This is a genomic window from Pseudomonas sp. SDO5271_S396 (assembly GCF_054071795.1).
Genome location: NZ_JBSVWB010000004.1, coordinates 213,321 through 239,238, shown reverse-complemented (window position 1 = coordinate 239,238; position 25,918 = coordinate 213,321). Strand labels below are relative to the sequence as shown.

The following is a 25,918-nucleotide window of genomic DNA, read 5'->3' as shown; positions in this document are numbered from 1 at the left end:
CAGGCACCTCGGTGTATCAGTGATACCGAGGTGATGCTATCGCAGGCAAGCCAGCTCCCACATTTGATCCGGGGTACTGTCGAGAGCGAGCTTAGTTCCAGCCGGCGCGATCCATCAACCGAATCGCCTCAGCCTGACGCTTGCCCGCCACTTCCACCGGCAAGGTATCCGCGACGAATTTACCCCAGGTCGCTACTTCCGCTGACGGCGGCACCGCCGGGTTGGCCGGGAATTCCTGGTTCACGTCGGCAAAGATTTTCTGCGCCTCTGGCGTAGTCATCCACTCCACCAATGCCTTGGCCGCTTCCGGGTGTGGTGCGTGCCGGGTCAGCCCAATGCCCGACAGGTTCACGTGCACGCCACGGTCGCCCTGGTTCGGCCAGAACAGCTTTACCGCCAAGTCCGGATTCTGCTTGTGCAGCCGGCCATAGTAGTAGGTGTTGACGATGCCCACGTCGCATTGCCCCGCATTGATGGCCTCCAGCACGGCGATGTCATCGGAGAACACGTCGGTGGACAGGTTGTTGACCCACCCCTTGACGATTTCTTCGGTCCTGGCCGCACCGTGGGTCTCGATCAGGGTCGCGGTCAGCGACTGGTTGTAGACCTTTTTCGCGGTGCGCAAGCACAAGCGGCCCTCCCACTGCTTATCGGCCAAGGCTTCATATGTGGTGAGATCGCCCGGTTTGACCCGGTCGGTGGAGTAGGCGATGGTCCGCGCGCGCAGGCTCAAGCCGGTCCACGCGTGGTTCGAGGAGCGATATTGCAGGGGGATGTTCTTGTCGATCACGCTGGAAGTGAACGGTTGCAGGATGCCCATCTGCTCGGCCTGCCAGAGGTTGCCGGCATCCACGGTCAGCAGCAGGTCGGCAGTGGCGTTTTCGCCCTCGGCCTTGATGCGCTGCATCAGCGGCGCTTCCTTGTCGGTGATGAACTTCACCTTGACGCCGGTCTTTTGGGTATAGGCGTCGAACACCGGCTTGATCAATTCGTCGATACGCGAGGAGTAGACCACCACTTCATCGGCGGCCTGCGCGGCGGTGCTGCCGATGAGGGTGAGTGCCAGGGCAGTCAGGAGGCGCTTGGATGCCAGCATGGGGGGCAGTCTCTCATTTGCAAAAGAGGGCAAATGATAAGGACTCACATTTGGTAACGCTTGGCGGAGGCGTTACCAGATGTTGCATGAGTGGGATTTAGAGTGGGGCTGATGGCCTCTTCGCGGGCAAACCCACTCCCACAGGGGACGGCGCTCGTCTTAAGGTTTGGCCAGGTCCGGGAGGTCGCCGGTCAGGCCGAGGGCTTGGCGTATGAACACGGCCTTGGCTTCGGGCATCTGGTCAACCATCTTGAGCCCGGCATTGCGCAGCCAGCGCAGTGGCAGTTGATCGGCCTGGAACAACCGCTCGAATCCTTCCATCGCCGCCATCAACGCCAGGTTATGCGGCATGCGCCGGCGTTCGTAACGGCTCAAGACCTTCACATCCGCCAGGCGCTCGCCGCGCTCAGTGGCCGCCAACAGCACTTCGGCCAACACCGCCGCATCGAGAAAACCCAGGTTCACGCCCTGCCCCGCCAACGGGTGAATCACATGGGCCGCGTCGCCGATCAGCGCCAGGCCTTCAGCCACGTAGCGCTTGGCGTGGCGTTGGCGCAACGGCACGCACACCCGTGGGTCGGCGCTGAGCACGGTGCCCAATCGACCTTCAAAAGCGCGCTCCAGTGCTCGGCAGAAACCTTCGTCATCCAGCGCCATCAGGCGTTCGGACTCTGCCGGCGTAGTCGACCAGACGATCGAGCACCAGTCTTCCTGCCCCTCTCGCTCCAGCGGCAGAAAGGCCAGCGGGCCGGTGTCGGTGAAACGTTGCCACGCCGTACGCTGGTGCGACTGGCTGCTGCGCACGCTGGTGACGATGGCGTTATGCAGGTAATCCCACTCACGGGTGGGCGTGCCGGTCAGGCGGCGCACGGCGGAGTTGGCGCCGTCAGCCGCCACCACCAGCGGTGCGCGTAAGGTACGGCCATCGGCCAGGGTCAGCAGCCAGTCATCACCGGAGCGACGCATCTGTTCCAGGCGCGCATTGGCCAGAAGGCCCAGATCACAGTCGTGCAGGCGGTCGAGCAAGGCATCCTGGACCACACGGTTTTCGACGATATGCCCGAGCACGTCGGCATGCACGCTGGCCGCCGAAAAGTGGATCTGCCCGGTGCCGCTGCCATCCCACACCTGCATTTCACCGTAGGGGCTGGCGCGCCGCTCGACGATGCCGCCCCACACGCCCAGGCGCTCGAGGATGCGCTGGCTGGCCGCCGACAAAGCGCTCACGCGCGGCTCGAACGCCGCGTCACGCTGGAACGGTTTGACGCTCAGCGCGCTGCCGTCGAGCAACAGCACCTGCAAACCACTGCCTTGCAATGCCAGCGCCAGGGCGCTTCCGACCATTCCGGCCCCGACAATCAGCACATCTGCGCGCATGTCCATGCTTTTAAGCCTGTCTCACGGGCGGCCTGCGCCGCCGGAAAATAAAAAGGTTTGCGTCAGACATCCGGGCGCGTACCCAGCCCCATGGCCTGACGGGCGAACCAGCGTTTGGCCGGCGGCAGCAACTCCAGGCCCAGCAGGCCCATGTTGCGGCCCAGCGCGACCAAGGGCTGGGCGCTGCCAAACAGACGCGTAACCTGATCGGAGAAGCCGATGGTGAGCGCCTGGTCCTGGCGCTGACGCTCGCGGTAGGCCTGCAAAGTTGCCAAGTCACCGGGCACCGCCGGACCGGCCAGCAAGGCTTCAGCCAGGGCACTGGCATCGCGCAGGGACAGGTTGAAACCCTGTCCGGCAATCGGGTGCAAGCTGTGGGCGGCATTGCCGAGCACGACCAGGTGCGAGCGTACTTGCTCTTCGGCCTCCACCAGGGTCAGCGGGTACAGATGACGGGCGCCGACTTGCTTGAGCGTACCCAGGCGATAGCCGAACACGCCCTGCAATTCACTCAGGAAGCTGCGCTCATCCAGGCTGGCCAAGCGCTGCGCACCCATGCCCAGGCGGGTCCATACCAAGGCGCAGCGGTTGTCCGGCAAGGGCAGCAAGGCCATCGGGCCCTCATCGGTGAAGCGCTCGAACGCCTCGCCATTGTGGGCTTCGCTTGGGGTGATATTGGCGATCAGCGCGCTCTGGTTGTAGGGGCGGGTTTTTACACCGATGCCCAGTTGCTCGCGCAAGCCGGAACGGCCGCCATCGGCAAGTACCGCAAGGTCGCATTCCAGCACGGTTTCATCGTTGAGGGTCAGACGATAGCCATCGGACAACGGCTCCATGCGCGTGACTTCCGCCGGGCAACGCCAACTCACCACGTCCTTATCCAGGCCCTGCCACAGGCATTGGCCCAGCCAGGCGTTTTCCACCACATAGCCCAGCGCAGGCACACCCTCTTCCATCGCGGACAAACGCGCGGTGGAGAAGCGCCCGCGATCGGACACGTGAATCTGCTTGATCGGCTCGGCGCGGCGGGAAATGGCCGGCCACAGGCCCAAACGTTGATAGATCTGCCGAGCGCCGTAGGACAGCGCCGAAGAGCGCGCATCATAGCTCGGCTGATAGTGGTCTCCTGGCGCGAACGGTTCGATAAGCACGATATTCCAGCCACGGGCCCTGGCTCCGGCCTGCAATGCCAGCGCCAGGCTGGCACCTACCAGCCCGCCGCCGATAATGGCCAGGTTGACGCGGCTCATCGGGCTGCCGCCATGAGAGCTTCGATGTCGGCGACCGCCTTGGGTACGCCGGCGGTCAGGATTTCACAGCCTTGCTTGGTCACCACCACGTCGTCCTCGATGCGTACGCCAATGCCACGCCATTTCTTTGCCACGTTCTGGTTGTCCGGTGAAATGTAGATCCCCGGCTCCACAGTCAATGCCATGCCCACCTCCAGCACACGCCATTCACCGCCCACCTTGTACTCGCCCACGTCGTGCACATCCATGCCCAACCAATGGCCGGCGCGGTGCATGTAGAACGCTTTATAGGCTTCGCTGGCGATCAACTCGTCGACATCACCTTGCAGCAGCCCCAGCTTTACCAACCCGGCGGTGATAACCCGCACCGTGGCTTCATGGGCCTGGTTCCAGTGCTTGTCGGGGGCAATCTCGGCAAAGGCGGCTTCCTGAGAGGCCAGCACAATCTCGTAGATCGCCTTCTGCTCGGGGGAAAATTTGCCGTTGACCGGCCAGGTCCGCGTGATGTCACTGGCGTAGCAGTCGATCTCGCAACCCGCGTCGATCAGCACCAGGTCGCCGTCCTTGAGCAGCGCGTCATTCTGCTGGTAATGCAGGATGCAGCTGTTGCGCCCGGCAGCAACGATGGAACCATAGGCCGGCATTTTTGCGCCGCCCTTGCGGAACTCGTAATCCAGCTCGGCTTCCAGGCTGAACTCATACAGCCCGGCCTGGCTGGCTTGCATCGCACGCACATGGGCGGCGCATGAGATTCGCGCAGCTTCGCGCATCACCTTCACTTCTGCCGCCGATTTATACAGGCGCATGTCGTGGAGCAGATGATCCAGCGCAACGAATTCGTTCGGCGGTTGGGCGCCAAGGTGGGCTTTGGAACGGATCACGTTGATCCACTCCATCAGATGCCGGTCGAATTCGGCATTGCTGCCCATGGCCGAATACACCCGGTCGCGGCCTTCGATCAGGCCGGGCAGGATGTCGTCGATATCGGTAATGGGGAACGCATCGTCGGCGCCGAAGTCCCGCACTGCACCTTCGGTGCCGGCGCGCAGGCCGTCCCACAATTCGCGTTCGGCATTGCGCTCGCGGCAGAACAGCACGTACTCGCCATGCTGGCGACCAGGCATCAGTACGATCACCGCTTCCGGCTCGGGGAAGCCGCTGAGGTACTGGAAGTCGCTGTCCTGGCGGTACACATGCTCCACATCACGGTTGCGGATGGCCACGGCGGCGGCCGGCAGGATCGCGATGCTGTTGGGTTCCATCTGCGCCATGAGCGCCTTGCGGCGCCGGGTGTATTCCGCTCTGGGGATATGAATCATGGGCAGATGGACTTCCTTGCTCAGTGCAGCGAAGGCTTGGGAGCCGCGGGCTCAGCCGACTTGCGGGTCTCGGTGAACAATAGCAGCGGGGCGACGCGCAGGTATTCCATCACTTCCATGTAGTCGCTTTCGCCGTCTTCGGACTCTTCCAGTGCATCTTGCACCTGGGAAATCGCTGCCAGATCCTGCAACACTTCCTTGGCGTCGGTGCTCAGTTCCAGGCCGGCGGCGTTCACGCCAAAACCGTGGAGAAAACCCTGGCACCATTGACCCAGCGCCAGGGCACGCTCAGCGAGCGGCGCATCGTCGGAAGGCAGCAACAGCACCACGGTGACGTCATCACCGGTCAGCTCGCCCTTGACCATTTCCTGCAGGCCGATCAGCGCATTGCGCACGTTATCGGCCGGTTCGGTTTCCAGCAGTTCGGCAACGTCGGCCAGCCAGTTGTCGGCGTCAAAGCCGACACCGGTGCAGCTACGGCCCAACAACACGCCATGCAGCTCGGCAGGCGAGCAGGGGTGGCCACTGGTGCTCAGCAGTTTGGAAAAAGCATCGTACGGGGAGTTCTGAATGGGCATGGTGAGCTAGGCGCCAGACGGCGCAATGTCTAGAATGGAGCGCTGTATCCTAGCACCGGCAGACGTTCCAAGACTATCAAGGGCGTCAGATCGTTTATCCTGCAGTTGCCATTCATCAGACAAATCCAGTGGAACCCAATGGAAGACACCGACCTGCAAGCGCTGATGGCCAGACTCGAACTGCTAATTGATCGGGTCGAGCAACTTAAGAGTCAAAATGGACTCCTACTAGCTCAGGAAAAGACCTGGCGCGAGGAACGCGCTCACCTCATTGAAAAAAACGAAATCGCCCGGCGTAAGGTCGAATCGATGATTTCGCGCCTGAAGGCCCTGGAGCAAGACTCATGAGTTCAAGCAATAGCGTCACCGTGCAGATCCTCGACAAAGAATATTCGATCATCTGTCCCCAGGAAGAGCGCAACAACCTGGTGAGCGCTGCCCGCTACCTGGATGGCAAGATGCGTGAAATCCGCAGCAGCGGCAAAGTCATCGGCGCCGACCGCATCGCCGTGATGGCCGCGCTTAACATCACCCATGACCTGCTGCACAAGCAGGAACGCCCGGACGTGCCGACCAGCGGTTCGACCCGCGAGCAGGTGCGTGACTTGCTCGAGCGCGTGGATCTGGTGCTTTCCAGCGATTCAGACGCACCCAAGGGCTGATTGCCGCGACGGTTTAAGGTATACTTGCCCCCACTCCCTGGCGTGTTTGCCAGTCGGCGATGTCCCTGAGCCGATTCGCACTACCCTGGAAGTTGCACGTTGGGCTGGTGTGCATGTCCGCTAGACGGAAAGCCTTAAAGCCTACTGCTTCTTCCACCTTGAACTTTCGGGTTCAAGGGCTAAGTCGACAGCGGCTCTGTCGGGGAGCCTGAATTCCAAACTCAATGCCAGTCTTAGGACTGGCATTGTTTTATGAGCCGAAAAACCATGACCGAACCTGCGCCGCTTTCCCGTCCGCAACTTCGACGCATGTTGCGCAAGGCCCGCCGCGCCCTCACGCCGAGCGAGCAGCGCGAGGCCGCCCATGGCCTGTTCCGGCAACTGGCACAGCACCCGCTGTTTCGCCGAGCCAAACATATCTCTTTGTATCTACCCACGGACGGTGAAATCGACCCGCGCCTGCTGCTGCGTGCGGCTCAGCGTCGGGGCAAGCTCACCTACCTGCCGGTGCTGAGCGCCTGGCCGCGAACCAAGATGGTGTTTCAGCGGATCCGCCCCGGGGAAAAACTGCGGCCCAATCGCTTTCGAATTCTCGAGCCCCGGGTCAATCTCAAACGACAACGCAAGGTGTGGGCGCTGGATCTGGTGCTGCTGCCGTTGGTGGGATTCGATGAAACCGGCGGGCGCCTGGGCATGGGCGGAGGGTTTTACGACCGCAGCCTGGCTTACCTGGCACGCCGCCAGAACTGGCGCAAGCCGACGCTGTTGGGTCTGGCCCATGAATGTCAGAAAGTCGAACGGCTGATACAGGCGAGCTGGGATGTGCCGTTGGCAGGCACCCTCACCGATAAGCAGTGGTATATAGCACAGACGTCGCAGGAGCCCGCGACATCCTGAGGAAGGTTAACGCTTGAACGGTTGCAGCTTCTGCTGAGCCAGCTCAACAGGCGCATCGGTCTTGTTCGACCACAAGCTCTGCGCATACCCGGTGGTCACGACGCCCAGACCAAACAAAATCACCAAAATCCATAGCAAATCCGGTTTACGTTGCATCGATTGCCCCCCTTCAGGCATCTCGTACACGATGACAACAACGTTCCAAAGTAGTCCGTTGCAGCTGCGTCAAGCTTAAAATCCCGGCATTTTGCGGTAACGTGAACCAACACGCAAACCTTGGCGCCAACCGACTGTCGGTTTGTCATCAAATTGCCTGACAACTTGCCCACTGCCTATTTCAGGAGCCCGAAAATGGCCTATTGGCTGATGAAATCCGAGCCCGACGAACTCTCCATCACAGGTCTGGAAACCCTCGGGGAAGCCCGCTGGGACGGGGTACGCAACTACCAGGCGCGCAACTTTCTGCGTGCCATGGCAGTAGGCGACGAATTTTTCTTCTATCACTCAAGCTGCCCGGAGCCGGGCATTGCCGGCATCGGCAAAATCATCGAGGCGGCGTATCCGGACCCGACGGCACTGGAACCGCAAAGTCATTACTTCGACGCCAAGGCCAGCGCAGAAAAGAACCCGTGGAGCGCCATCAATGTGGCCCATGTCGAGACCTTTCCAAAGGTCCTGAGCCTCGGCTACCTGAAGCAGCAAACGGCCCTGGCCGAGCTGCCGCTGGTGCAAAAGGGCAGTCGGCTATCGGTAATGCCGGTGACCGCCGAACAATGGGCGGCGGTAGTCGGTTTGCGGTGAAGCGTTACTGAATGATCAGGTTGTTGAACAGCAGGTCTTCCACCACCGGCTTGCCGGTCTCGTCGTTCATCACTTGCTGGGTTTGCTTGAGCGCTTCCTGACGCAGCTTCTCTTTGCCCTCGACGGTGCTCATGGTCTCGTTGGTCTGTTGGGTGAACAGCGCCACCAACTGGTTGCGAATCAACGCATCGTTGGATTTGACCAGTGCCGCCGCTTCGGGCCCGGTGACGCGCAGGGCGATGTCGGCCTTGTACACCTTGAGTTTGGCCGTACCGTCCAGCCCGTAGTTGCCCACGAACGGCGGCGTCAGGCTGATGTAGCTGACCTTCGGTGCCTCGCCCTCTTTCGCTTCTTCGGCCTGGGCCGCCATCGGAAGGGTCAGGGCCAGCAACAATGGGATCCACGCTTTCACAGTTCATTCCTCGATTCGGTTGCCCGCTAGCATAACGCTAGCAAGGCTGAGTACAAGCTTATGGCGGCCTATCAGGCCCGGGCATGCTCGTTGACCCGCAGGCGTACCCTCCTACACTTATCGGCCACTACGCCAAAAGGAATAGTCCGATGAAAGCTGTGCTGTGCAAAGCCTTCGGCCCCGCCGAAACCCTGGAGCTGGAAGACGTCGCCAGCCCGGCGATCAAGAAGAACGAAATCCTGCTGGACGTGCATGCCGCCGGGGTCAATTTCCCGGACACCCTGATCATCGAAGGCAAATACCAGTTCAAGCCGCCCTTCCCGTTCTCGCCTGGTGGCGAAGCGGCAGGCGTAGTCAGTGCAGTGGGGGAAAAGGTCAGCCACCTCAAAGTCGGCGACCGAGTCATGGCGCTGACCGGCTGGGGAAGCTTTGCCGAGCAGGTCGCGGTGCCCGGCTATAACGTGCTGCCGATCCCGCCGAGCATGGACTTCAACACCGCCGCAGCCTTCAGCATGACCTACGGCACCTCGATGCACGCCCTGAAACAACGGGCTCACCTGCAATCGGGTGAAACCCTGCTGGTGCTCGGCGCTTCCGGCGGCGTGGGCCTGGCAGCCGTGGAAATCGGCAAGGCCATGGGAGCCCGAGTGATTGCCGCCGCCAGCAGCGCCGACAAACTCGCCGTGGCCAAGGCAGCGGGCGCCGACGAATTGATCAACTACAGCGAAGCCAGCCTCAAGGACGAGATCAAGCGCCTGACCGACGGCAATGGCGTCGATGTGATCTACGACCCGGTGGGCGGCGACCTGTTTGACCAGGCTGTGCGTGGCATCGCCTGGAACGGCCGCCTGCTGGTAGTGGGCTTCGCCAGCGGACGCATCCCGGAATTGCCGGTGAACCTGGCGCTGCTCAAGGGCGCATCGGTGGTCGGGGTGTTCTGGGGCTCGTTCGCCCAGCGCCAACCGCAGGACAATGCGGCGAATTTCCAGCAACTGTTCAGTTGGTACGCCGAAGGTAAATTAAAGCCCCTGGTGTCGCAGGTTTACCCGCTCGAAAACGCCGCCCAAGCGATCAATGACCTGGGACAACGCAAGGCTGTCGGAAAAGTTGTCGTGCAAACCCGCTGACGGACTTGAAATGCAATTAATGTGGGAGCTGGCTTGCCAGCTCCCACGATTGAGCTCCAGCGTCTGCAAAATCCAATCGCGACCCACACTTATCCATTAGCGACATGTTCATAAGAGAACATGCAATTGCTCATTTTTCCTGTGTTTGCAGATAAGAGGCGATGCTATTTTCGGTAACGAAACTGTAACATTCGCATCCGCAGTCAAAACAAGAAATCTGGAGCTCTTGAATGTTTGCTTTCTTTCGTCCCGCCGCACATCAGGCTCGCCTGCCTGAAGAAAAGATAGACAGTACCTACCGACGGCTGCGCTGGCAGATCTTCGCCGGTATTTTCTTTGGCTATGCCGGCTACTACCTGCTGCGCAAGAACTTTTCCCTGGCCATGCCTTACCTGATCGACGAGGGTTACACCCGTGGTGAACTGGGCCTGGCCATGTCGGCCATCGCCATTGCCTACGGTTTGTCCAAGTTTCTGATGGGCCTGGTGTCCGACCGCTCCAACCCGCGCTACTTCCTGACCTTCGGGCTGCTGGTATCGGCTGGCGTCATGTTCATTTTCGGTTTCGCACCTTGGGCGACGTCCAGCGTGACCATAATGTTCATTTTGCTGTTCATCAACGGCTGGGCCCAGGGCATGGGCTGGCCGCCAAGCGGGCGCACCATGGTGCACTGGTGGTCGCAGAAGGAACGCGGTGGCGTGGTATCGGTATGGAACGTGGCGCACAACGTCGGCGGCGGCCTGATCGGCCCGCTGTTCCTGCTGGGCATGGGCTGGTTCAACGACTGGCACGCCGCATTCTATGTGCCGGCGTCTGTGGCATTGCTGGTGGCGGCGTTTGCTTTCATCACCATGCGCGACACCCCGCAATCGGTAGGTTTGCCACCGATCGAGGAGTACAAGAACGATTACCCGGAAGGCTACGACGCCAGCCACGAAGAAGAATTCAGCGCCAAGGAAATCTTCGTCAAATACGTGCTGCGCAACAAAATGCTGTGGTACATCGCCTTCGCCAACGTGTTCGTCTACCTGCTGCGTTACGGCGTGCTGGACTGGGCACCGACCTACCTGAAGGAAGCCAAGCACTTCAACGTGGATAAAACCTCGTGGGCCTACTTCTTCTACGAGTGGGCAGGCATTCCGGGCACGCTGCTGTGCGGCTGGATGTCGGACAAGATCTTCCGTGGCAACCGTGGCCTGACCGGTGTGGTGTTCATGGCGCTGGTGACCGTGGCGACGCTGGTCTACTGGCTCAACCCGCCCGGCAACCCGATGATCGACATGATTGCGCTGTTCTCCATCGGCTTCCTGATCTACGGTCCGGTGATGCTGATCGGCCTGCAGGCGCTGGAACTGGCACCGAAGAAAGCCGCCGGCACCGCCGCTGGTTTCACAGGCTTGTTCGGTTACCTGGGGGGCTCGGTAGCCGCCAGTGCGGCCATGGGCTACACCGTTGACCACTTTGGCTGGGATGGGGGCTTTGTCCTGCTGGTGGGCGCGTGCCTGTTGGCCATCGCATTCCTGCTGCCAACGCTGCGACACACCAACAGCATCAGCGCAGCGCGTTAAGCGCCGCCTGAGCAATCCTTGGCACACCGCTTGAGCCGCGCCTCCAGATTTTTGTCTGGCATGGCGTGGCTGCGCAGGGCGTGGACCGTCTGTTCGACATAATCGCGGGTGGTACCGTAACGCCCGCAAGCGCTTTCCAACACGTGATTGAGCACGATGTCGGGAAGGTTGCCGGCGTAACTGGGCAAATGCCGCTCCAGGACGAACCCCAGGGCCTGCACCTGACTGCCATCTTCCAGGCGGCAGTTGAGCCAGTGGGGGCGATAGGAGGGATAAGGCATTTCGCGGCACCACAACGCGTAAAGCGACGCTTCCAACTGATCTTCCGGCAAGCGGTAGGCAAACCCGCTGCACGAACCGCCGCGATCCAGGCCGAACACCAACCCCGGCAGTTCCGGCGTACCCCGATGCTCATGCGACCACAGGTACAGGCCCCGGTGGTAACCGTGGACCCGTGCCCGAACGCGCTCGGTCGACGAGCATTCCGGGCGCCAGATCAGCGAACCATAAGCGAATAACCAGACCGGCCCACCCTTGTGCCGGGCCATGGTGGCCTGCATCGAGCTCATCAACTGTTCGTGAGTGAGTTGCGGCCCCAGATCGAGCCGCGGGGGGTAAGCCAATTGCAAAAGATCGGATTCAATGACGGCCATGGCGAATCGCTTAGGTCTCCTTCGTATTACCAGTTATAGGCAACTTTACCGTAATAGAACGCGCCGCTGTAACCGTACGGCGAAAAAGTGCTATAGGCGAGGTTGCCGCCGCTGCTGGCGAACGCATTGACCTTTTCAGGGTATTTATCGGTGACATTGTCGCCGCCCAGGGTGAAGGTCCAGTTCTTCAACTTGTAGTCCGCCGAAAGGTCCAGTACCCAGGCCGCCTTGAAGGTCTGGTCGTTGACCTTATCGGCCTGGTAGCTGGTGAATTCACCGTAACGCACCAGATTGCTGTGCAGCGCCCAGTTACCGAACGTGAAGTCGTTGCCCAGGCTCAGCTTGTGTTGGGGCGTGGTATCGCCCAACAAACCAATGCGCTCGCGACGGTCCACCCGCAACAGGTTCACCCCAAGGCTGTCGAGGATCGCCGGGTTGGCTTTCACGTCGGTGACTTTGGTGTGGTTGTAGTTGTAGCCCACGGTGCTGTTCCAGCGGATACCGTTATCGAACTGATAGCGATAGTTGGCCACCAGGTCGACGCCGTCGGTACTGGTGTCGGTCGCATTGGTGAAGTAACGGGCCGTGGTGTAGTTGATGTTGCCGACGCCATTGGCCTGCAAGTAGGCAATGGCAGCCGGGTTGAGCGTCAGGTTGGAGGACAGGCTGATGCGGTCGCGGATGTCGATGCGGTACACATCGGCGGTCAGGGTCAGGTTGTCGGTGGGTTCCAGTACCAGCCCGAGGCTGTAGTTGCGCGACTTCTCGGCTTTCAGGTCTTCGGCGCCCAGCAAGCGTGCGACCTGGCTGTTCGCCGGAAAGGTGCCCGCCTCCTGGATGGTGCTGCCGATCAACTGCGACGAGGTGTAGGCAAAGTTCTGCTGGGCCAGGGAAGGCGCGCGGAAACCGTTGGAGATACTGCCGCGTAATGCCACCTGCGGGGTGAAGTCATAACGGGCCGACAGCGAGCCGCTGACGTTGGAGCCGAAGTCGCTGTAGTCCTCATGGCGCACCGCCGCCGAGGCGCTGAGTTTTTCGGTGAAGTTGGTTTCCAGGTCCAGGTACTGCGCCCAGCTGTGGCGCGAGCTGGTGCCTGCGTCGGCATCGCGGAAACCACCCAGGCCCGAACTGCCGGTCTGGAAGTAGGACGCCGGATCGCCGGATTTGATCTGGTAGCCCTGGTCCAGGTATTCGCCACCAAAAGCCACCGACACCGGGTACGGCAGCCAGCCCAGGCTGAACTCGCGGGACAGGTCCAGGCTGAGTTGCTTCTGGTCGTTGACCAGGGTGCCGTTGTCGAACTTGCGCGGCGTGGCCAGGCCCAGCGAGGTGTTGATGGTTTCGGTACCGATCTGGTACTGGTTCTTGCCGTAGTTGACCGACACATCGTAGTGCCAGTCGTACGCCAGCAGCCCACGCAAACCGACCGCCAGCGAGGTGTCTTCCACATCGCCGCGAATCAGCGGCAAGTAACCATTGGGGTTGAGCGCCGGAATATTGTTGGACGCATTGCTCGCCCGGTAAAACGCCGCTGTCTCGCCGCGCGTCTTGCTGTAACCCCCAAAGCTGTACAGCTCGGCCGCGTCGTTGAAGGTGTATTCCCCGTTGAAGAACAGCTTGCCCTGATGGGTCGCCGGCTCACCCTGACGGAAAACCTGCTGACCGTAGGTGGTCGAACCCACGCTGGCCGGACGAAAATCCCTGCCGGCACGGTTGGTGTAATCGTTGTCGGCGCCTTCGCCCGACAGGTTGATGAAACCGTTATCCCCCAGCGCAAGGCCCGTATTGCCCGCCAGATTGCGCTGAATGCCGTCGCCTTTTTTGTACTCGCCGAACTTGCTGGTAATGGAGCCACCATGGTCGGCGTGCTTGAGGATCACGTTGATCACCCCGGCAATCGCATCCGAACCGTAGCGGGCGGAGGCGCCGTCACGCAGTACTTCGATGTGGTCCACTGCCGACACCGGAATGGCGTTCAAGTCCGCCGGCGCCGAGCCACGGCCCACGGCACCGCCCAGGTTGACGAACGCACTGGTATGGCGACGCTTGCCGTTGACCAGCACCAGCACTTGGTCGGGCGACAGGCCACGCAATTGCGCAGGACGCACCAGCTCGGCACCGTCCACCAGGCTTGGGCGCGGGAAGTTGATCGACGGAATCAGACGCGCCAGCACCGCCCCCAACTCATCGGAACCGGTGCTGCGCAAGGTATCGCCGGAAATCACATCGATAGGCGACAGCGAAGCACTGGCCGTGCGCTCTTGGGCGCGGGTGCCGGTGACAATCACGGTGTCGAGTTTGGGCGTATCTGCACTGGCCGTTTCTTCAGCCGAGACGGGATTGAATCCCACAGCGGTCAGCAAATTCGCCGACAAAATCGCCGTGTACAACGCGTGTTTCTTGTAGCTCCCCATACCGCTCCCCTGTGAATCAAAAATCAGAACGTCGATGCTCTGAGTTCCTGCGATCGATCCGGCTGGCGGGCGGTGGCGGTCAGTTATTGGTGATTGAAAGAAATTCGGTAGTCCGTTGCGATATAGCCTAAAGATATCTACTGAATAAATTAAATACCTTAAAAGAATAAGCAAAAGTATAAGCGCGGCGCTCCGCCCGTCAGGATTGCGCCCGTCAATCCCTGTACTTTCAGGCCCGGTTCAGCCTGGGCTCGCGTCGAGCCGTCAAAATAGTGCGCACACCACGACCCACCTAGCCGCCATCCAATCGACTATCGAGGTCGCACCCATGAAGAAATTCCGACTGCCCGGCCTGCTGCTTCTCGCCCAGGCGACGACGGCACTGGCCGCTGAAGTAACCACCACCGAAGACGACAAAGGCTTCTGGTACGCCCAGACCAGCGTCTACACCCGACACTTTTCCCCAGACCCGGATCACAACAACCATCAAGGCCTGATCGGCCTGGAACGCAACCAGGCATCAGGATTGGTGATAGGCGGGGCGACGTTCCGCAATTCGTTCAGCCAGCGGTCGTACTACGTCTACGCGGGCAAGCGCTACGACATGACCGACTATCCGGTGTATTTGAAGCTGACAGGTGGGGTGATTCAGGGGTATCGCGGCGAGTACCGCGACAAGATCCCGCTGAATCGGTATGGCGTGGCACCGGTGATCATTCCGTCCGTGGGCACCCACTATGGGCCAGTGGCGGCGGAGTTGGTGTTGCTGGGGTTCAACGCGGCGATGGTGACGGCCGGCGTGCGTTTCTAAAAGCACACACAAATTCTTGTGGGAGCTGGCTTGCCAGCTCCCACAGGTGGATCAGTGTATCGCAGTGATTTGCGTGATCGGCCTCAGGGCCGCGGCGCGTAGGCGAATACATCGGCGCGCATCTGATGCGCGTCCATGCCGGCCTCGACCAATGCATCGAGGGTACCGTAGATCATCGCTGGTGAACCGCTGGCGTAGACGTGCACGGTTTTCAGGTCGGCAATGTCTTCACACACAGCCTCATGCAGCAAGCCGCAGCGGCCTTCCCAACCGCACACGTCGCTCACGACCTTATGCAGGAACAGGTTGGGCAGTTGACGCCACTGATCCCAATGCTCGATCTCGTAGAAGTCTTCTGGCCGGCGCACGCCCCAGTACAGGTGCACCGGGTGCTTGAAGCCGGACGCACGGCAATGTTCGATCAGGCTGTGCATCTGCGCCATGCCGGTGCCGGCAGCGATCAGCACCAGCGGCCCGTCCGGCAGTTCGGCCAGGTGTGTGTCGCCGAAGGGCAGTTCCACGCGGGCCATCTGGTTGCGCTGCAATTGCTCGAGCAGGTTGCGGGCGCTGTCTTCGCGGGCCAGCACATGCAGTTCCAACTCGCGCCCGGCGTGTGGCGCCGAGGCCAGGGAAAACGCCGACTTTTCGCCATTGTCCCGTTCGATCATCAGGTATTGCCCAGCGTGGTAACGAACGGCCTTGCCGGCAGGGGCCCGCAGGCGCACGCGCCACACATCGCCACCCACTTCCACGCACTCACTCAATTGGCACGACAACTTGCGCAATGGCAACTCTCCCGGCGCCAGCACGCCATCCCACAACACAATGCAATCTTCCAGCGGCTCGGCGATGCACGTGTAGAACTCGCCGTGATCGCGCACTTCGCCCGCCTGTTGCACCCGGCCTTCCACCAGCAGCGCCGCACACACATGGCACACACCGTTGCGACAGGCCTGGGGGCACTCGTAGCCAAGGCGGCGCGCACCTTCGAGGATTCGCTCACCAGGAACCAGCTCCAGAATGGCGCCGGAAGGTTGCAGGGTCACACGCATCAATCTATTCCCAATTCTTTCCAGATCGCATCGACACGGGCCGTGACGGCTTCATCCTTGACGATCACCCGACCCCATTCGCGAGTGGTTTCACCCGGCCATTTGTGGGTGGCGTCCAGGCCCATCTTCGAGCCCAGGCCCGACACCGGCGAGGCGAAGTCGAGGTAGTCGATCGGCGTGTTGTCGATCATCACCGTGTCGCGCTTGGGGTCCATGCGCGTGGTGATGGCCCAGATCACGTCGTTCCAGTCGCGGGCGTTGATGTCGTCGTCGGTGACGATAACGAACTTGGTGTACATGAACTGTCGCAAAAACGACCACACACCCAGCATTACCCGCTTGGCATGGCCCGGGTACGACTTCTTCATGGTCACGACGGCCATGCGGTACGAACAGCCTTCCGGCGGCAGGTAGAAGTCGGTGATTTCCGGGAACTGCTTTTGCAGGATCGGCACGAACACTTCATTGAGCGCCACGCCGAGAATCGCCGGCTCATCCGGCGGACGCCCCGTGTAGGTGCTGTGATAGATCGGTTTGATCCGGTGGGTGATGCGCTCGACGGTGAACACCGGGAAGCTGTCGACTTCGTTGTAATAGCCGGTGTGGTCGCCGTACGGGCCCTCATCAGCCATCTCGCCGGGATGAATCACGCCTTCAAGGATGATTTCGGCGGTGGCCGGCACTTGCAGGTCATTGCCACGGCACTTCACCAGCTCGGTGCGATTACCACGCAACAAGCCGGCGAAGGCGTATTCGGACAAGCTATCCGGCACCGGCGTGACGGCGCCGAGGATAGTGGCCGGGTCAGCGCCCAGGGCCACAGATACCGGAAACGGCTTGCCCGGGTGTTTTTCGCACCACTCACGGAAGTCCAGCGCACCACCACGGTGGCTCAACCAGCGCATGATCACCTTGTTGCGACCGATCACTTGCTGACGGTAGATGCCGAGGTTCTGGCGGTCCTTGTTCGGGCCTTTGGTGACCGTCAGGCCCCAGGTGATCAGCGGACCGACATCGCCGGGCCAGCAGGTCTGCACCGGCAACATGGCCAGGTCGACGTCATCGCCTTCGATGACCACTTCCTGGCACACCGCGTCCTTGACCACCTTGGGCGCCATGGCAATGATCTTGCGGAAGATCGGCAGTTTCGACCAGGCATCCTTCAGACCCTTGGGCGGCTCGGGCTCCTTGAGGAACGCCAGCAGCTTGCCGATTTCGCGCAGTTCGCCGACCGACTCGGCGCCCATGCCGAACGCCACGCGCTCAGGCGTGCCGAACAGGTTGCCGAGCACCGGGATGTCAAAGCCGGTCGGGTTCTCGAACAGCAGCGCCGGACCCTTGTTGCGCAGGGTACGGTCGCAAATCTCAGTCATTTCCAGCACCGGAGAAATCGGCATCTGGATACGTTTCAACTCTCCGCGCTGCTCAAGTTGCTGCACGAAATCCCGAAGATCCTTGAATTTCATTAACCATGCCACCCGTAAAATAGGCGTACATCCTACCTGCTCTGAGGACGGCTGGCAGCTTAATTGGCCGTCACCCCCCGTGATTGCAGCGAACTGAACAGCGGTTCCAGAAACGCCTCGATGTGTCGCGCGCCCACATCCGAGAGGTGGTTATCGTCGGTGTACAGCGCACGGCCATTGAGCTCGACCCGGCACAGCCCGTCCTCGGCGCACAGCAGAGGCGCCGGGTCCAACACCGATACGCCACTGTCGGCGGCCGCCAGTTCGTCAAACAACCGGGTGATAAACGCCTGGCGCTTGAGGTGCTCCGCCACCGGGAGCCCTTCATCCTTCACGGACCGATTCATCATTGCCAAGCGGCTGAGGCGGTAAGGCACGATGATTTCCTGCAACGGCACTTCCTTGACCAACCAGACCCGATGCCCAGCCGCACGCAACCCCGCGATCCGCTCGCGCAAACCCTGGGCGAAGCGCCGTTCGGCCACAGCCCGCACGTACTTGCCGGTTCCGGGGTCCTTCAGCGCATGCTCTTTGTCACCCGACATTTGCCCATACAGATACAGGCTCCACCGTGCGGCGAGCACCACATCGCTGAACGACTGTTCGGTCATCGCCTTCTCGACCCGACGGTTGAAGTGGGCACAGCGGGCAATATTTTCCAGGCCATCCAAGGGCACACAACCGGCAAAGCTGGCTTCCACAAGGCTGATATCGTGCCGTTTTGCCGCCTCTTCCAGCGCCGGGATCAACGCAGTGGCGTGGCTGTCACCCCACACCAGCGCGGACACGGCGCTGTTTTTAGGGCCGAAGTGACAGAACAGTCGGTCATCGGGGGTGTTTTTGTCCGCCATGCAGGCCATCAATGCCGGGCTCCACTTTTTCGCCTGGGCATAAACCAGCGCCTGCTCGGACAAGCGCGAAGGCACACCATCAGCCTCGCGCAACGCCACGCCTGTAAGGCCCAGGCACAAGATGCCGGCACCAGCGGCTGCCAGAATCGCCTTGCGCCCGGCCAGCAAGCGTTTTTCCCGAAACGGTGTTTCCACGAACCGCCAGGACAGATAGCCCAGCACCAGGCTCAGCAGCATCAACCCGGCCAACTCCGGGGCGCTCAGGCCATCGATAGCGGCATAGCTGGCATATACGAACACAGGCCAATGCCACAGGTACCAGGAGTAGGAAACCAGTCCCACCCCCACCATCAGGCGTGAACCGAGCAGGCGCCCCACCCACGTGAGTTGCTGCCCATTGGCCCAGATCAGCCCAACCACCCCCAGTACCGGCAACAGGGCTGCAGCCCCGGGGAATGGCGTCGTGGAATCGAAGCCGAACACGGCGATCAGGATCAGCGCCATCGACACCAGGCTGACGGCCTGGGCCAATGCGGGCGATGCGCGCCATTCACGCAGGGGCATCACCGCCAGCATCGCGCCGGCGAGCAACTCCCAGGCCCGCAGGTGCAACAGGAAAAACGCCTTCTGCGGTTGATGGACCACCGCCCAGAGACTCATGCCAAACGACACCAGCAATACCCCGAACAGCGCCAGGCGCCAATGTTTCAGGCGGCTCGAAAGCAACGTCAGCAGCAGCGGGAAAAGGATGTAGAACTGCTCCTCCACCGCCAGCGACCAGGTGTGCAGCAGGGGCTTGATATCGGAGGACACATCAAAATAACCATGCTGGCGGGCAAACAGCAGGTTGGAGGTAAAGATCACCTGATAGTGCACGGACCGTCCCAGCTCTTCGTAGTCCTTGGGCGCCAGCAGAAACCAGCCCACCACCAACACGGCTGCCATCATGACAAATAGTGCCGGCAGGATGCGCCGGGCACGACGGGCCCAAAACTCGACGAAACTGAAGCGCCCTGCCTGGCGCTCACGCCAGATGATCGAAGTGATCAGGAACCCCGAAATCACGAAGAACACATCAACGCCGACAAAGCCACCGGTAACGCCCGGCACTCCAAAATGGAACAGCACCACAGCGAGTACGGCGATAGCGCGCAGGCCATCGATGTCCCGTCGGTAAGCAAGAACACTCATAAAAACCCATGCCAGTCTGATACGAAACGGGATGAGCGCAGCTTCGCTCACCTTTTTTGTTTCTTAACTGACACTTATGCTGCTCAAACCTCCCTTTTTTGACGCAAAAAAAATGGCGCCCCGCGGGACGCCACTTTTTGGACCGAAAACGTGGTGTTACTTACGTTTCATCGACAGGAAGAACTCGTCGTTGGTCTTGGTGGTTTTCAGCTTGTCGACCAGGAACTCGATAGCCGCTACTTCATCCATCGGGTGCAGCAGCTTGCGCAGGATCCACATGCGCTGCAGTTCGTCGTCGGCAGTCAGCAACTCTTCACGGCGGGTGCCGGAACGGTTGATGTTGATGGCCGGGAACACACGTTTTTCCGCGATGCGACGGTCCAGGGGCAGTTCCATGTTGCCGGTACCCTTGAACTCTTCGTAGATCACTTCGTCCATCTTCGAACCGGTTTCAACCAGTGCGGTGGCGATGATGGTCAGCGAGCCGCCTTCTTCGATGTTCCGCGCAGCACCGAAGAAACGCTTCGGTTTCTCCAGGGCGTGGGCATCGACACCACCGGTGAGTACCTTGCCGGAGCTCGGGATCACGGTGTTGTAGGCACGGGCCAGACGGGTGATGGAGTCGAGCAGGATCACCACGTCTTTCTTGTGCTCGACCAGGCGCTTGGCCTTCTCGATCACCATTTCGGCAACCTGTACGTGACGGGTTGGCGGCTCGTCGAACGTCGAGGCAACCACTTCGCCGCGCACGGTGCGCTGCATTTCGGTCACTTCTTCCGGACGCTCATCGATCAACAGCACGATCAGGTGAACTTCCGGGTTGTTGCGCGCGATGTTCGCCGCGATGTTCTGCAGCATGATCGTTTTACCGGCCTTCGGCGGAGCGACGATCAGGCCACGCTGGCCTTTACCGATCGGGGCGCACAGGTCAATCACACGACCGGTCAAGTCTTCGGTGGAACCGTTGCCGGCTTCCATCTTCATGCGCACGTTCGGGAACAGCGGGGTCAGGTTCTCGAAGAGAATCTTGTTTTTCGCGTTCTCCGGGCGATCGAAGTTGATCGTGTCGACCTTGAGCAGGGCGAAATAACGCTCGCCTTCCTTCGGCGGGCGGATCTTGCCAACGATGGTGTCACCGGTGCGCAAGTTGAAACGGCGGATCTGGCTCGGCGAGACGTAGATATCGTCCGGGCCGGCGAGATAGGAGGCGTCTGCAGAGCGGAGGAAGCCGAAGCCGTCCTGGAGAATCTCCAGCACGCCATCACCGGAGATTTCCTCGCCGCTTTTCGCGTGCTTTTTCAGCAGGGAGAAAATCACGTCCTGCTTGCGCGAACGGGCCATATTTTCTATGCCCATTTCTTCGGCCAGTTGAAGCAGGTCGGTAATCGGCTTTTGCTTGAGTTCAGTCAGATTCATATAGGAATGACGTAATCATTTATGGAGGGGGGAAATTAAGCTTTTGGCTTAATGAGGCCGCGCCGCGGAGAAGGCGACAGGATCGCGTACTAATCGAAAAGGAGAGCGTCGGCGACGGCTTGCAGGGGGCAGTGGAGAAACCAGTGCGGGGCCGAATGTACCACCTGAGTTTCGGAGCGTCTAGCCCTGTTTCACGAAAAAGCCCCGCAATTTGCGGGGCTTTTTTGACGACGCTTAGATGTGCGCGTCGAGGAAAGCTTGCAACTGGGATTTCGACAGCGCGCCCACTTTGGTGGCTTCGACGTTGCCGTCCTTGAACAGCATCAGGGTCGGAATACCGCGTACGCCGTGCTTCGCCGGGGTTTCTGCGTTCTCGTCGATGTTCAGCTTGGCAATGGTCAGCTTGCCTTCGTAGGTGCTCGCAATGTCGTCCAGGACTGGAGCGATCATTTTGCAAGGGCCGCACCATTCAGCCCAGTAGTCAACCAGCACTGGACCAGCCGCCTTGATTACATCTGCCTCGAAGGACGCGTCGGTGACGTGCTTGATAAGATCGCTCATGGATGTCTCCGGATTGTAAGCAAAAAAAACGTGGCCCATCATAGCCGCCCTTCCCCCATTCAGGAAGCCGCCGCTGATTGAGTCTTGCTATGGCGCTGCATGAGTTTGGGTATAGCCCAACTCACGGCATGACGGGTGTCACAAAGGCGATTCCGGTGCGCAGGGCCGCATTGCGTACATGCTCCTGCATGCTTTTCTGCGCTGCCGGGCTGGCACGACGGGCCAGCGCGCGAAGGATCTTGCGGTGCTCCTGCCACGTTTCCATGGCCCGCTCCGGTCGGATGAACGGTAGTTTCTGGCTCTCCAGAAACACCTCGGCACTGGCGCTGAGGATGTTCACCATCGCCTGGTTGCCGCTGGCCAGCAGGATGCGCTGGTGGAATTCGAAGTCCAGCCGGGCCGCAGCCTCGAAATCACCCGCCTTGAGCACCGTACGCATAGCCGCCACATTCTCTTCCAGGCCATCCAGCTCATCGAGCGTCAGCGTCATCGCCGCCAACCCGGCGGCAAACCCCTCCAGGGCGTAGCGCAGTTGGAAAATATCCAGAGGCGTAGCCTGCGCCGCGAATGGCCAGGCAAAGCCCGGTGCGTCCTCCACCGCCTGCACGAAAACCCCCTTGCCCGGCTGCACACTGACCACCCCAAGGGCACTGAGAGACGACAGCGCCTCGCGCAATGACGCACGGCTTACCCCGAGCTGCGCCGCCAGGTCACGCTGGGACGGCAGCGCATCACCTGGGCCAAAACCGTGTTCCTTGATCAGTTTGCGGATGGCCTGCAAGGCCGCTTCCGGTACGGCTTGGGCGATGGAATTCATAAAAAACTCAAGGTTCCAGTCAACTGAGCGGCTAGTTGTAAAGCTATTCGAAGCTGGCGGCAAGCCACGCCCCAAAGGGGCTCGCGGGGTTTTGCCAGCGCTCGAAAAAGGTGCGCGAAGCTTCATCACTGTTCAGACCAGTAAGACCACCAAAACTCAATAAACGCCTGCCTCACAGACGATCCGGAGCACGCTGGCATGGGCTGTGCAATCACCCACCGCACAAGCCCAGTCCAGAACCTTCCTTCGCCTTTCTCGGAGAGTCGCCATGACCAAACGTTGCTGCGCCCTGCTATCCGCTCTATTCGCCAGCCTGATGCTGAGCCAGGCACCTGCCGCCCAGGCCAATGGTCTGGACGATATCATCGCCCGCGGCACCCTCAAGGTCGCCGTGCCCCAGGACTTCCCACCGTTCGGCTCGGTGGGCCCGGACATGAAGCCCCGCGGCCTGGACATCGACACCGCCAAGCTGCTGGCCGATCAGCTCAAGGTCAAGCTGGAACTGACCCCGGTCAACAGCACCAACCGCATTCCGTTCCTCACCACCGGCAAGGTCGACCTGGTGATTTCCAGCCTGGGCAAGAACGCCGAGCGGGAAAAAGTCATCGACTTTTCCCGAGCCTACGCCCCGTTCTACCTGGCAGTCTTCGGTCCGCCTGAAGCCGCCATCAGTTCGACCGACGACCTCAAGGGCAAGACCATCAGCGTGACCCGTGGCGCCATCGAAGACATCGAGCTGACCGCCGTGGCACCCAAGGAAGCCACCATCAAACGTTTCGAAGACAACAATTCCACCATCGCCGCCTACCTGGCCGGCCAGGTCGACCTGATCGCCAGCGGCAACGTGGTGATGGTAGCGATCAGCGAGCGCAACCCCAAACGCGTTCCGGCGTTGAAAGTGAAGCTCAAGGATTCGCCGGTGTACGTAGGGGTGAACAAGAACGAGCCGGCGCTGCTGGAGAAGGTCAATCAGATCCTGGTCGCGGCCAAGGCCGATGGCAGCCTGGAAAAGAACGCAATGCAATGGCTTAAAGAGCCGCTGCCCGCTGGCCTTTGAGCGACGGAGCTGACCTATGGCGTATCAATTTGACTTTGTGCCGGTGCTGGCCAATACCGACCTGCTGCTGCGTGGCGCGCTGTTCACTCTCGAGCTCACGGCCATCGGCGCGATCCTCGGCGTAGCGCTGGGCACCGTCGGTGCCGTGGTGCGGGCCTGGAAGATCCAGCCGTTCGCCTGGTGCTTCGGTGTCTATGTCGAGTTGATCCGCAACACCCCATTTCTGGTGCAGTTGTTCTTCATCTTCTTCGGCCTGCCGTCCCTGGGGCTGAAGATCACCGAATGGCAAGCCGCCGTGCTGGCAATGGTGATCAACCTGGGCGCCTACTCCACAGAAATCATTCGCGCCGGGATCCAGGCCATTCCTCAAGGGCAATTGGAGGCGGCAGCCGCACTGGCGATGACGCGCTTCGAGGCGTTCCGCCATGTGGTGTTGCTGCCCGCGCTGGGCAAGGTATGGCCCGCCCTGAGCAGTCAGATCATCATCGTGATGCTCGGTTCGGCGGTGTGTTCGCAGATCGCGACGGAAGAACTGAGCTTTGCCGCCAACTTCATTCAGTCGCGCAACTTCCGCGCGTTCGAAACCTACGCCCTGACCACCCTGGTGTACCTGTGCATGGCGTTGATGATTCGCCAGTTGCTCAACTGGGTCGGCCAGCGTTTTGTGATGAGGAATGGCCGATGAGTGATTTTTCGTTCTGGGACATCGTGCGCAACCTGGCAACCGGGCTGCAATGGACCCTGCTGCTGTCAGTGGTTGCCTTTGTGGGGGGCGGTGTGATCGGTTTGCTGGTGATGACGATGCGCATCAGCCGCAAGACGTTCCCGCGCAACATCGCCCGCACCTATATCGAACTGTTCCAGGGCACACCGCTATTGATGCAACTGTTCCTGGTATTTTTCGGTATCGCCCTGCTCGGCGTGGATATTTCGCCGTGGCTGGCCGCCGCAATCGCCCTGACCCTGTTCACCAGCGCCTACCTCGCCGAAATCTGGCGCGGCTGCGTAGAGGCCATCGCTCACGGGCAATGGGAGGCCTCGGCCAGCCTGGCGCTCAACCCGCTTGAGCAACTGCGCTACGTGATTTTGCCCCAGGCCCTGCGCATCGCCGTGGCACCCACCGTCGGCTTCTCGGTGCAAGTGGTCAAAGGCACGGCGGTCACCTCGATCATCGGCTTCACCGAACTGACCAAGACCGGCGGCATGCTCGCCAACGCCACCTTCGAGCCCTTCATGGTCTACGGCCTGGTGGCCCTTGGTTACTTTTTGCTCTGTTACCCCTTGTCCCTCAGTGCGCGCTACCTGGAAAGGAGACTGCATGCCTCTGCTTAGAATTTCCGCCCTGCATAAGTATTACGGCGATCACCACGTACTCAAGGGCATCGACCTGACGGTGGATGAAGGCCAGGTGGTGGCGATCATCGGCCGTAGCGGCTCGGGCAAGTCCACCTTGCTGCGTACCCTCAATGGCCTGGAATCGATCAACGATGGCGTGATCGAAGTCGACGGTGAATACCTCGACGCCGCCCGCGCCGATCTGCGCAGCCTGCGGCAGAAAGTCGGCATGGTGTTCCAGCAGTTCAACCTGTTCCCGCACCTGACGGTGGGCGAAAACGTGATGCTCGCGCCACAAGTCGTGCAGAAAATCCCCAAGGCCAAGGCTGCCCAACTGGCCAGGCAGATGCTGGAGCGGGTCGGACTGGGGGAAAAGTTCGACGCCTTCCCCGATCGCCTGTCCGGCGGCCAGCAGCAACGGGTGGCGATCGCCCGCGCGCTGGCCATGTCGCCCAAGGTACTGCTGTGCGACGAGATCACCTCGGCCCTGGACCCGGAGCTGGTCAACGAAGTGCTCAGCGTGGTGCGCCAACTGGCCAAGGACGGCATGACCCTGATCATGGTGACCCACGAAATGCGCTTTGCCCGGGAAGTGGGGGACAAACTGGTGTTCATGCACCAGGGCAAGGTGCACGAAGTCGGCGACCCCAAGGTGCTGTTCGCCAACCCGCGGACGCCTGAATTCGCCAACTTCATCGGCTCGGTGGAACAGCCGGAGTAACCAGTTCGAAACTGCCCTGGCCCTCCAGTAACGTCTGGCTGCGTACCTGCAGGGCGTGTGAGGGCAGGTCGGTATCGATATCGATCTGGGCCGTCAGTCGTCGGCCCATGCTCTGGGCCATCAAGGTATGGCCCGGCAGCAGTTGCCCAATGGCAGATTCACCGGGCAAGCCCCGTTCGCGCCACTGGACAGCCAGCCCATCAACCCTGGCCTGCTTGAGGCGCAGACGGAAACGCCCCTCGCGCCCGAACCGGAAGCCCTGCCCGTCACTCGCCACACCATTGAAACGCACCATCATCGGCGAAGGCTCGTCACACTGGACATTCAAGTGCAGTGTGCGAGTACCCAGCGTCACCCGCGAACGCTCATCGAAAGGCTCTCGGCGAATCACACCGTAATCCACTCGCGGCTGGGTAATCGACAGCTGACAGTTATCGGCCCTGGCTCCCTGAGCGGTCATACCCAACCAGAGCAAAAATCCAACCG

General features: G+C 60.9%; 27 protein-coding genes and 1 other RNA gene. 12 read left to right on the top strand and 16 right to left on the bottom strand.

Annotation, left to right across the window (positions count from 1 at the left end; all coding sequences use genetic code 11):
• Positions 1 to 91: 91 nt before the first annotated feature.
• The 5 genes from ACW9IN_RS05585 to ACW9IN_RS05565 form a co-directional block, all read right to left on the bottom strand.
• The gene (locus ACW9IN_RS05585) at positions 92 to 1,096 is read right to left on the bottom strand and encodes an extracellular solute-binding protein (RefSeq protein WP_457364929.1); all 1,005 of its coding nucleotides are present in this window, start codon (positions 1,094 to 1,096) and stop codon (positions 92 to 94) included.
• Between the two features lie 159 nt (positions 1,097 to 1,255).
• Positions 1,256 to 2,473, bottom strand: coding sequence for a 2-octaprenyl-3-methyl-6-methoxy-1,4-benzoquinol hydroxylase (locus ACW9IN_RS05580; RefSeq protein ID WP_457364935.1), 1,218 nt, complete (start codon positions 2,471 to 2,473; stop codon positions 1,256 to 1,258).
• 62 nt (positions 2,474 to 2,535) lie between these two features.
• Positions 2,536 to 3,723: a 2-octaprenyl-6-methoxyphenyl hydroxylase gene (ubiH, locus tag ACW9IN_RS05575; RefSeq protein ID WP_457364928.1), complete on the bottom strand. Its 1,188-nt coding sequence runs from the start codon at positions 3,721 to 3,723 to the stop codon at positions 2,536 to 2,538.
• A complete protein-coding gene (pepP, locus tag ACW9IN_RS05570) occupies positions 3,720 to 5,042 on the bottom strand; it encodes a Xaa-Pro aminopeptidase (protein WP_457364927.1) in 1,323 nt (440 codons plus the stop codon). Before pepP ends, ubiH begins: the two co-directional genes overlap by 4 nt.
• A 20-nt stretch (positions 5,043 to 5,062) precedes the next feature.
• Positions 5,063 to 5,620: a YecA/YgfB family protein gene (locus ACW9IN_RS05565; RefSeq protein ID WP_457364926.1), complete on the bottom strand. Its 558-nt coding sequence runs from the start codon at positions 5,618 to 5,620 to the stop codon at positions 5,063 to 5,065.
• A 138-nt stretch (positions 5,621 to 5,758) separates the two neighbouring features.
• Between ACW9IN_RS05565 and ACW9IN_RS05560 the strand changes: the two genes are divergently transcribed.
• The 4 genes from ACW9IN_RS05560 (at position 5,759) to ACW9IN_RS05545 (ending at position 7,179) form a co-directional block, all read left to right on the top strand.
• Entirely contained in the window at positions 5,759 to 5,968 is a 210-nt protein-coding gene (locus ACW9IN_RS05560) for a TIGR02449 family protein (protein WP_003177365.1), read from the top strand.
• The gene (locus ACW9IN_RS05555; RefSeq protein ID WP_457364925.1) at positions 5,965 to 6,282 is read left to right on the top strand and encodes a cell division protein ZapA; all 318 of its coding nucleotides are present in this window, start codon (positions 5,965 to 5,967) and stop codon (positions 6,280 to 6,282) included. The genes ACW9IN_RS05560 and ACW9IN_RS05555 overlap by 4 nt, the downstream gene beginning before the upstream one ends.
• A 31-nt stretch (positions 6,283 to 6,313) precedes the next feature.
• Positions 6,314 to 6,492: non-coding RNA, 6S RNA (gene ssrS / locus ACW9IN_RS05550), on the top strand.
• 57 nt (positions 6,493 to 6,549) lie between these two features.
• The gene (locus tag ACW9IN_RS05545) at positions 6,550 to 7,179 is read left to right on the top strand and encodes a 5-formyltetrahydrofolate cyclo-ligase (RefSeq protein WP_457364934.1); all 630 of its coding nucleotides are present in this window, start codon (positions 6,550 to 6,552) and stop codon (positions 7,177 to 7,179) included.
• A 6-nt stretch (positions 7,180 to 7,185) separates the two neighbouring features.
• Here ACW9IN_RS05545 and ACW9IN_RS05540 read toward each other — a convergent pair whose 3' ends face one another.
• On the bottom strand, positions 7,186 to 7,335 hold the full coding sequence (locus ACW9IN_RS05540; protein WP_457364924.1) for a hypothetical protein: 150 nt from the start codon (positions 7,333 to 7,335) through the stop codon (positions 7,186 to 7,188).
• Positions 7,336 to 7,530: 195 nt separating this feature from the next.
• On the opposite strand from ACW9IN_RS05540, the gene ACW9IN_RS05535 reads away from it, so the two are divergent.
• Positions 7,531 to 7,980 (top strand): EVE domain-containing protein, encoded by a 450-nt coding sequence (locus ACW9IN_RS05535; RefSeq protein ID WP_457364923.1) that lies wholly within the window; start codon positions 7,531 to 7,533, stop codon positions 7,978 to 7,980.
• A 4-nt stretch (positions 7,981 to 7,984) separates the two neighbouring features.
• Here the strand turns inward: ACW9IN_RS05535 and ACW9IN_RS05530 are convergent, their stop codons facing one another.
• The gene (locus tag ACW9IN_RS05530; RefSeq protein ID WP_457364922.1) at positions 7,985 to 8,392 is read right to left on the bottom strand and encodes a flagellar basal body-associated protein FliL; all 408 of its coding nucleotides are present in this window, start codon (positions 8,390 to 8,392) and stop codon (positions 7,985 to 7,987) included.
• 149 nt (positions 8,393 to 8,541) lie between these two features.
• Here ACW9IN_RS05530 and ACW9IN_RS05525 point away from each other — a divergent pair, with 149 nt between their 5' ends.
• Complete coding sequence (locus tag ACW9IN_RS05525; RefSeq protein WP_457364921.1) at positions 8,542 to 9,519, top strand: NADPH:quinone oxidoreductase family protein; 978 nt, start codon at positions 8,542 to 8,544, stop codon at positions 9,517 to 9,519.
• 230 nt (positions 9,520 to 9,749) lie between these two features.
• On the top strand, positions 9,750 to 11,087 hold the full coding sequence (gene glpT, locus ACW9IN_RS05520; RefSeq protein WP_457364920.1) for a glycerol-3-phosphate transporter: 1,338 nt from the start codon (positions 9,750 to 9,752) through the stop codon (positions 11,085 to 11,087).
• Here glpT and ACW9IN_RS05515 read toward each other — a convergent pair.
• Entirely contained in the window at positions 11,084 to 11,740 is a 657-nt protein-coding gene (locus ACW9IN_RS05515) for a gamma-glutamylcyclotransferase (protein ID WP_457364919.1), read from the bottom strand. The two genes, glpT and ACW9IN_RS05515, sit on opposite strands and share 4 nt — an antisense overlap.
• A gap of 26 nt (positions 11,741 to 11,766) precedes the next feature.
• The gene (locus ACW9IN_RS05510; RefSeq protein ID WP_457364918.1) at positions 11,767 to 14,154 is read right to left on the bottom strand and encodes a TonB-dependent receptor plug domain-containing protein; all 2,388 of its coding nucleotides are present in this window, start codon (positions 14,152 to 14,154) and stop codon (positions 11,767 to 11,769) included.
• 328 nt (positions 14,155 to 14,482) lie between these two features.
• Between ACW9IN_RS05510 and ACW9IN_RS05505 the strand changes: the two genes are divergently transcribed.
• On the top strand, positions 14,483 to 14,965 hold the full coding sequence (locus ACW9IN_RS05505; protein ID WP_457364917.1) for a sn-glycerol-3-phosphate transporter: 483 nt from the start codon (positions 14,483 to 14,485) through the stop codon (positions 14,963 to 14,965).
• 83 nt (positions 14,966 to 15,048) lie between these two features.
• Here the strand turns inward: ACW9IN_RS05505 and ACW9IN_RS05500 are convergent, their stop codons facing one another.
• The 6 genes from ACW9IN_RS05500 to ACW9IN_RS05475 form a co-directional block, all read right to left on the bottom strand.
• Positions 15,049 to 16,017: a CDP-6-deoxy-delta-3,4-glucoseen reductase gene (locus ACW9IN_RS05500; protein WP_457364916.1), complete on the bottom strand. Its 969-nt coding sequence runs from the start codon at positions 16,015 to 16,017 to the stop codon at positions 15,049 to 15,051.
• Positions 16,017 to 17,483 carry a 4-hydroxy-3-polyprenylbenzoate decarboxylase gene (gene ubiD, locus ACW9IN_RS05495; protein ID WP_457364915.1) on the bottom strand — a complete coding sequence of 489 codons (1,467 nt, stop codon included), beginning with the start codon at positions 17,481 to 17,483 and terminating at the stop codon, positions 16,017 to 16,019. Before ubiD ends, ACW9IN_RS05500 begins: the two co-directional genes overlap by 1 nt.
• 59 nt (positions 17,484 to 17,542) lie before the next feature.
• Entirely contained in the window at positions 17,543 to 19,525 is a 1,983-nt protein-coding gene (locus ACW9IN_RS05490; protein WP_457364914.1) for an acyltransferase family protein, read from the bottom strand.
• 156 nt (positions 19,526 to 19,681) lie between these two features.
• Complete coding sequence (gene rho / locus ACW9IN_RS05485; protein ID WP_457364913.1) at positions 19,682 to 20,941, bottom strand: transcription termination factor Rho; 1,260 nt, start codon at positions 20,939 to 20,941, stop codon at positions 19,682 to 19,684.
• A 234-nt stretch (positions 20,942 to 21,175) separates the two neighbouring features.
• Complete coding sequence (gene trxA, locus ACW9IN_RS05480) at positions 21,176 to 21,502, bottom strand: thioredoxin TrxA (protein WP_457364912.1); 327 nt, start codon at positions 21,500 to 21,502, stop codon at positions 21,176 to 21,178.
• 121 nt (positions 21,503 to 21,623) lie between these two features.
• Complete coding sequence (locus tag ACW9IN_RS05475; protein WP_457364911.1) at positions 21,624 to 22,319, bottom strand: FadR/GntR family transcriptional regulator; 696 nt, start codon at positions 22,317 to 22,319, stop codon at positions 21,624 to 21,626.
• A 268-nt stretch (positions 22,320 to 22,587) separates the two neighbouring features.
• Here ACW9IN_RS05475 and ACW9IN_RS05470 point away from each other — a divergent pair, with 268 nt between their 5' ends.
• From ACW9IN_RS05470 to ACW9IN_RS05455, 4 genes are read left to right on the top strand one after another with little or no spacing between them, the layout of a single operon-like run.
• Positions 22,588 to 23,376, top strand: a complete 789-nt coding sequence (locus tag ACW9IN_RS05470; RefSeq protein WP_457364910.1) for a transporter substrate-binding domain-containing protein — start codon at positions 22,588 to 22,590, stop codon at positions 23,374 to 23,376.
• Positions 23,377 to 23,392: 16 nt separating this feature from the next.
• Positions 23,393 to 24,061, top strand: a complete 669-nt coding sequence (locus tag ACW9IN_RS05465; RefSeq protein WP_457364909.1) for an amino acid ABC transporter permease — start codon at positions 23,393 to 23,395, stop codon at positions 24,059 to 24,061.
• Positions 24,058 to 24,708: an amino acid ABC transporter permease gene (locus ACW9IN_RS05460; RefSeq protein ID WP_457364908.1), complete on the top strand. Its 651-nt coding sequence runs from the start codon at positions 24,058 to 24,060 to the stop codon at positions 24,706 to 24,708. The genes ACW9IN_RS05465 and ACW9IN_RS05460 overlap by 4 nt, the downstream gene beginning before the upstream one ends.
• The gene (locus tag ACW9IN_RS05455) at positions 24,695 to 25,432 is read left to right on the top strand and encodes an amino acid ABC transporter ATP-binding protein (protein ID WP_457364907.1); all 738 of its coding nucleotides are present in this window, start codon (positions 24,695 to 24,697) and stop codon (positions 25,430 to 25,432) included. Before ACW9IN_RS05460 ends, ACW9IN_RS05455 begins: the two co-directional genes overlap by 14 nt.
• On the opposite strand, the gene ACW9IN_RS05450 is transcribed toward ACW9IN_RS05455, so the two are convergent.
• Positions 25,404 to 25,892: a hypothetical protein gene (locus ACW9IN_RS05450; protein WP_457364906.1), complete on the bottom strand. Its 489-nt coding sequence runs from the start codon at positions 25,890 to 25,892 to the stop codon at positions 25,404 to 25,406. The two genes, ACW9IN_RS05455 and ACW9IN_RS05450, sit on opposite strands and share 29 nt — an antisense overlap.
• Positions 25,893 to 25,918 lie beyond the last annotated feature (26 nt).

Coding starts and splice junctions, on each gene's coding strand:
- ACW9IN_RS05585 (WP_457364929.1), bottom strand. CDS start 1,096: ATGCTGGCATCCAAGCGCCTCCTGACTGCCCTGGCACTCACCCTCATC.
- ACW9IN_RS05580 (WP_457364935.1), bottom strand. CDS start 2,473: ATGCGCGCAGATGTGCTGATTGTCGGGGCCGGAATGGTCGGAAGCGCC.
- ubiH (WP_457364928.1), bottom strand. CDS start 3,723: ATGAGCCGCGTCAACCTGGCCATTATCGGCGGCGGGCTGGTAGGTGCC.
- pepP (WP_457364927.1), bottom strand. CDS start 5,042: ATGATTCATATCCCCAGAGCGGAATACACCCGGCGCCGCAAGGCGCTC.
- ACW9IN_RS05565 (WP_457364926.1), bottom strand. CDS start 5,620: ATGCCCATTCAGAACTCCCCGTACGATGCTTTTTCCAAACTGCTGAGC.
- ACW9IN_RS05560 (WP_003177365.1), top strand. CDS start 5,759: ATGGAAGACACCGACCTGCAAGCGCTGATGGCCAGACTCGAACTGCTA.
- ACW9IN_RS05555 (WP_457364925.1), top strand. CDS start 5,965: ATGAGTTCAAGCAATAGCGTCACCGTGCAGATCCTCGACAAAGAATAT.
- ACW9IN_RS05545 (WP_457364934.1), top strand. CDS start 6,550: ATGACCGAACCTGCGCCGCTTTCCCGTCCGCAACTTCGACGCATGTTG.
- ACW9IN_RS05540 (WP_457364924.1), bottom strand. CDS start 7,335: ATGCAACGTAAACCGGATTTGCTATGGATTTTGGTGATTTTGTTTGGT.
- ACW9IN_RS05535 (WP_457364923.1), top strand. CDS start 7,531: ATGGCCTATTGGCTGATGAAATCCGAGCCCGACGAACTCTCCATCACA.
- ACW9IN_RS05525 (WP_457364921.1), top strand. CDS start 8,542: ATGAAAGCTGTGCTGTGCAAAGCCTTCGGCCCCGCCGAAACCCTGGAG.
- glpT (WP_457364920.1), top strand. CDS start 9,750: ATGTTTGCTTTCTTTCGTCCCGCCGCACATCAGGCTCGCCTGCCTGAA.
- ACW9IN_RS05515 (WP_457364919.1), bottom strand. CDS start 11,740: ATGGCCGTCATTGAATCCGATCTTTTGCAATTGGCTTACCCCCCGCGG.
- ACW9IN_RS05510 (WP_457364918.1), bottom strand. CDS start 14,154: ATGGGGAGCTACAAGAAACACGCGTTGTACACGGCGATTTTGTCGGCG.
- ACW9IN_RS05505 (WP_457364917.1), top strand. CDS start 14,483: ATGAAGAAATTCCGACTGCCCGGCCTGCTGCTTCTCGCCCAGGCGACG.
- ACW9IN_RS05500 (WP_457364916.1), bottom strand. CDS start 16,017: ATGCGTGTGACCCTGCAACCTTCCGGCGCCATTCTGGAGCTGGTTCCT.
- ubiD (WP_457364915.1), bottom strand. CDS start 17,483: ATGAAATTCAAGGATCTTCGGGATTTCGTGCAGCAACTTGAGCAGCGC.
- ACW9IN_RS05490 (WP_457364914.1), bottom strand. CDS start 19,525: ATGAGTGTTCTTGCTTACCGACGGGACATCGATGGCCTGCGCGCTATC.
- rho (WP_457364913.1), bottom strand. CDS start 20,941: ATGAATCTGACTGAACTCAAGCAAAAGCCGATTACCGACCTGCTTCAA.
- trxA (WP_457364912.1), bottom strand. CDS start 21,502: ATGAGCGATCTTATCAAGCACGTCACCGACGCGTCCTTCGAGGCAGAT.
- ACW9IN_RS05475 (WP_457364911.1), bottom strand. CDS start 22,319: ATGAATTCCATCGCCCAAGCCGTACCGGAAGCGGCCTTGCAGGCCATC.
- ACW9IN_RS05470 (WP_457364910.1), top strand. CDS start 22,588: ATGACCAAACGTTGCTGCGCCCTGCTATCCGCTCTATTCGCCAGCCTG.
- ACW9IN_RS05465 (WP_457364909.1), top strand. CDS start 23,393: ATGGCGTATCAATTTGACTTTGTGCCGGTGCTGGCCAATACCGACCTG.
- ACW9IN_RS05460 (WP_457364908.1), top strand. CDS start 24,058: ATGAGTGATTTTTCGTTCTGGGACATCGTGCGCAACCTGGCAACCGGG.
- ACW9IN_RS05455 (WP_457364907.1), top strand. CDS start 24,695: ATGCCTCTGCTTAGAATTTCCGCCCTGCATAAGTATTACGGCGATCAC.
- ACW9IN_RS05450 (WP_457364906.1), bottom strand. CDS start 25,892: ATGACCGCTCAGGGAGCCAGGGCCGATAACTGTCAGCTGTCGATTACC.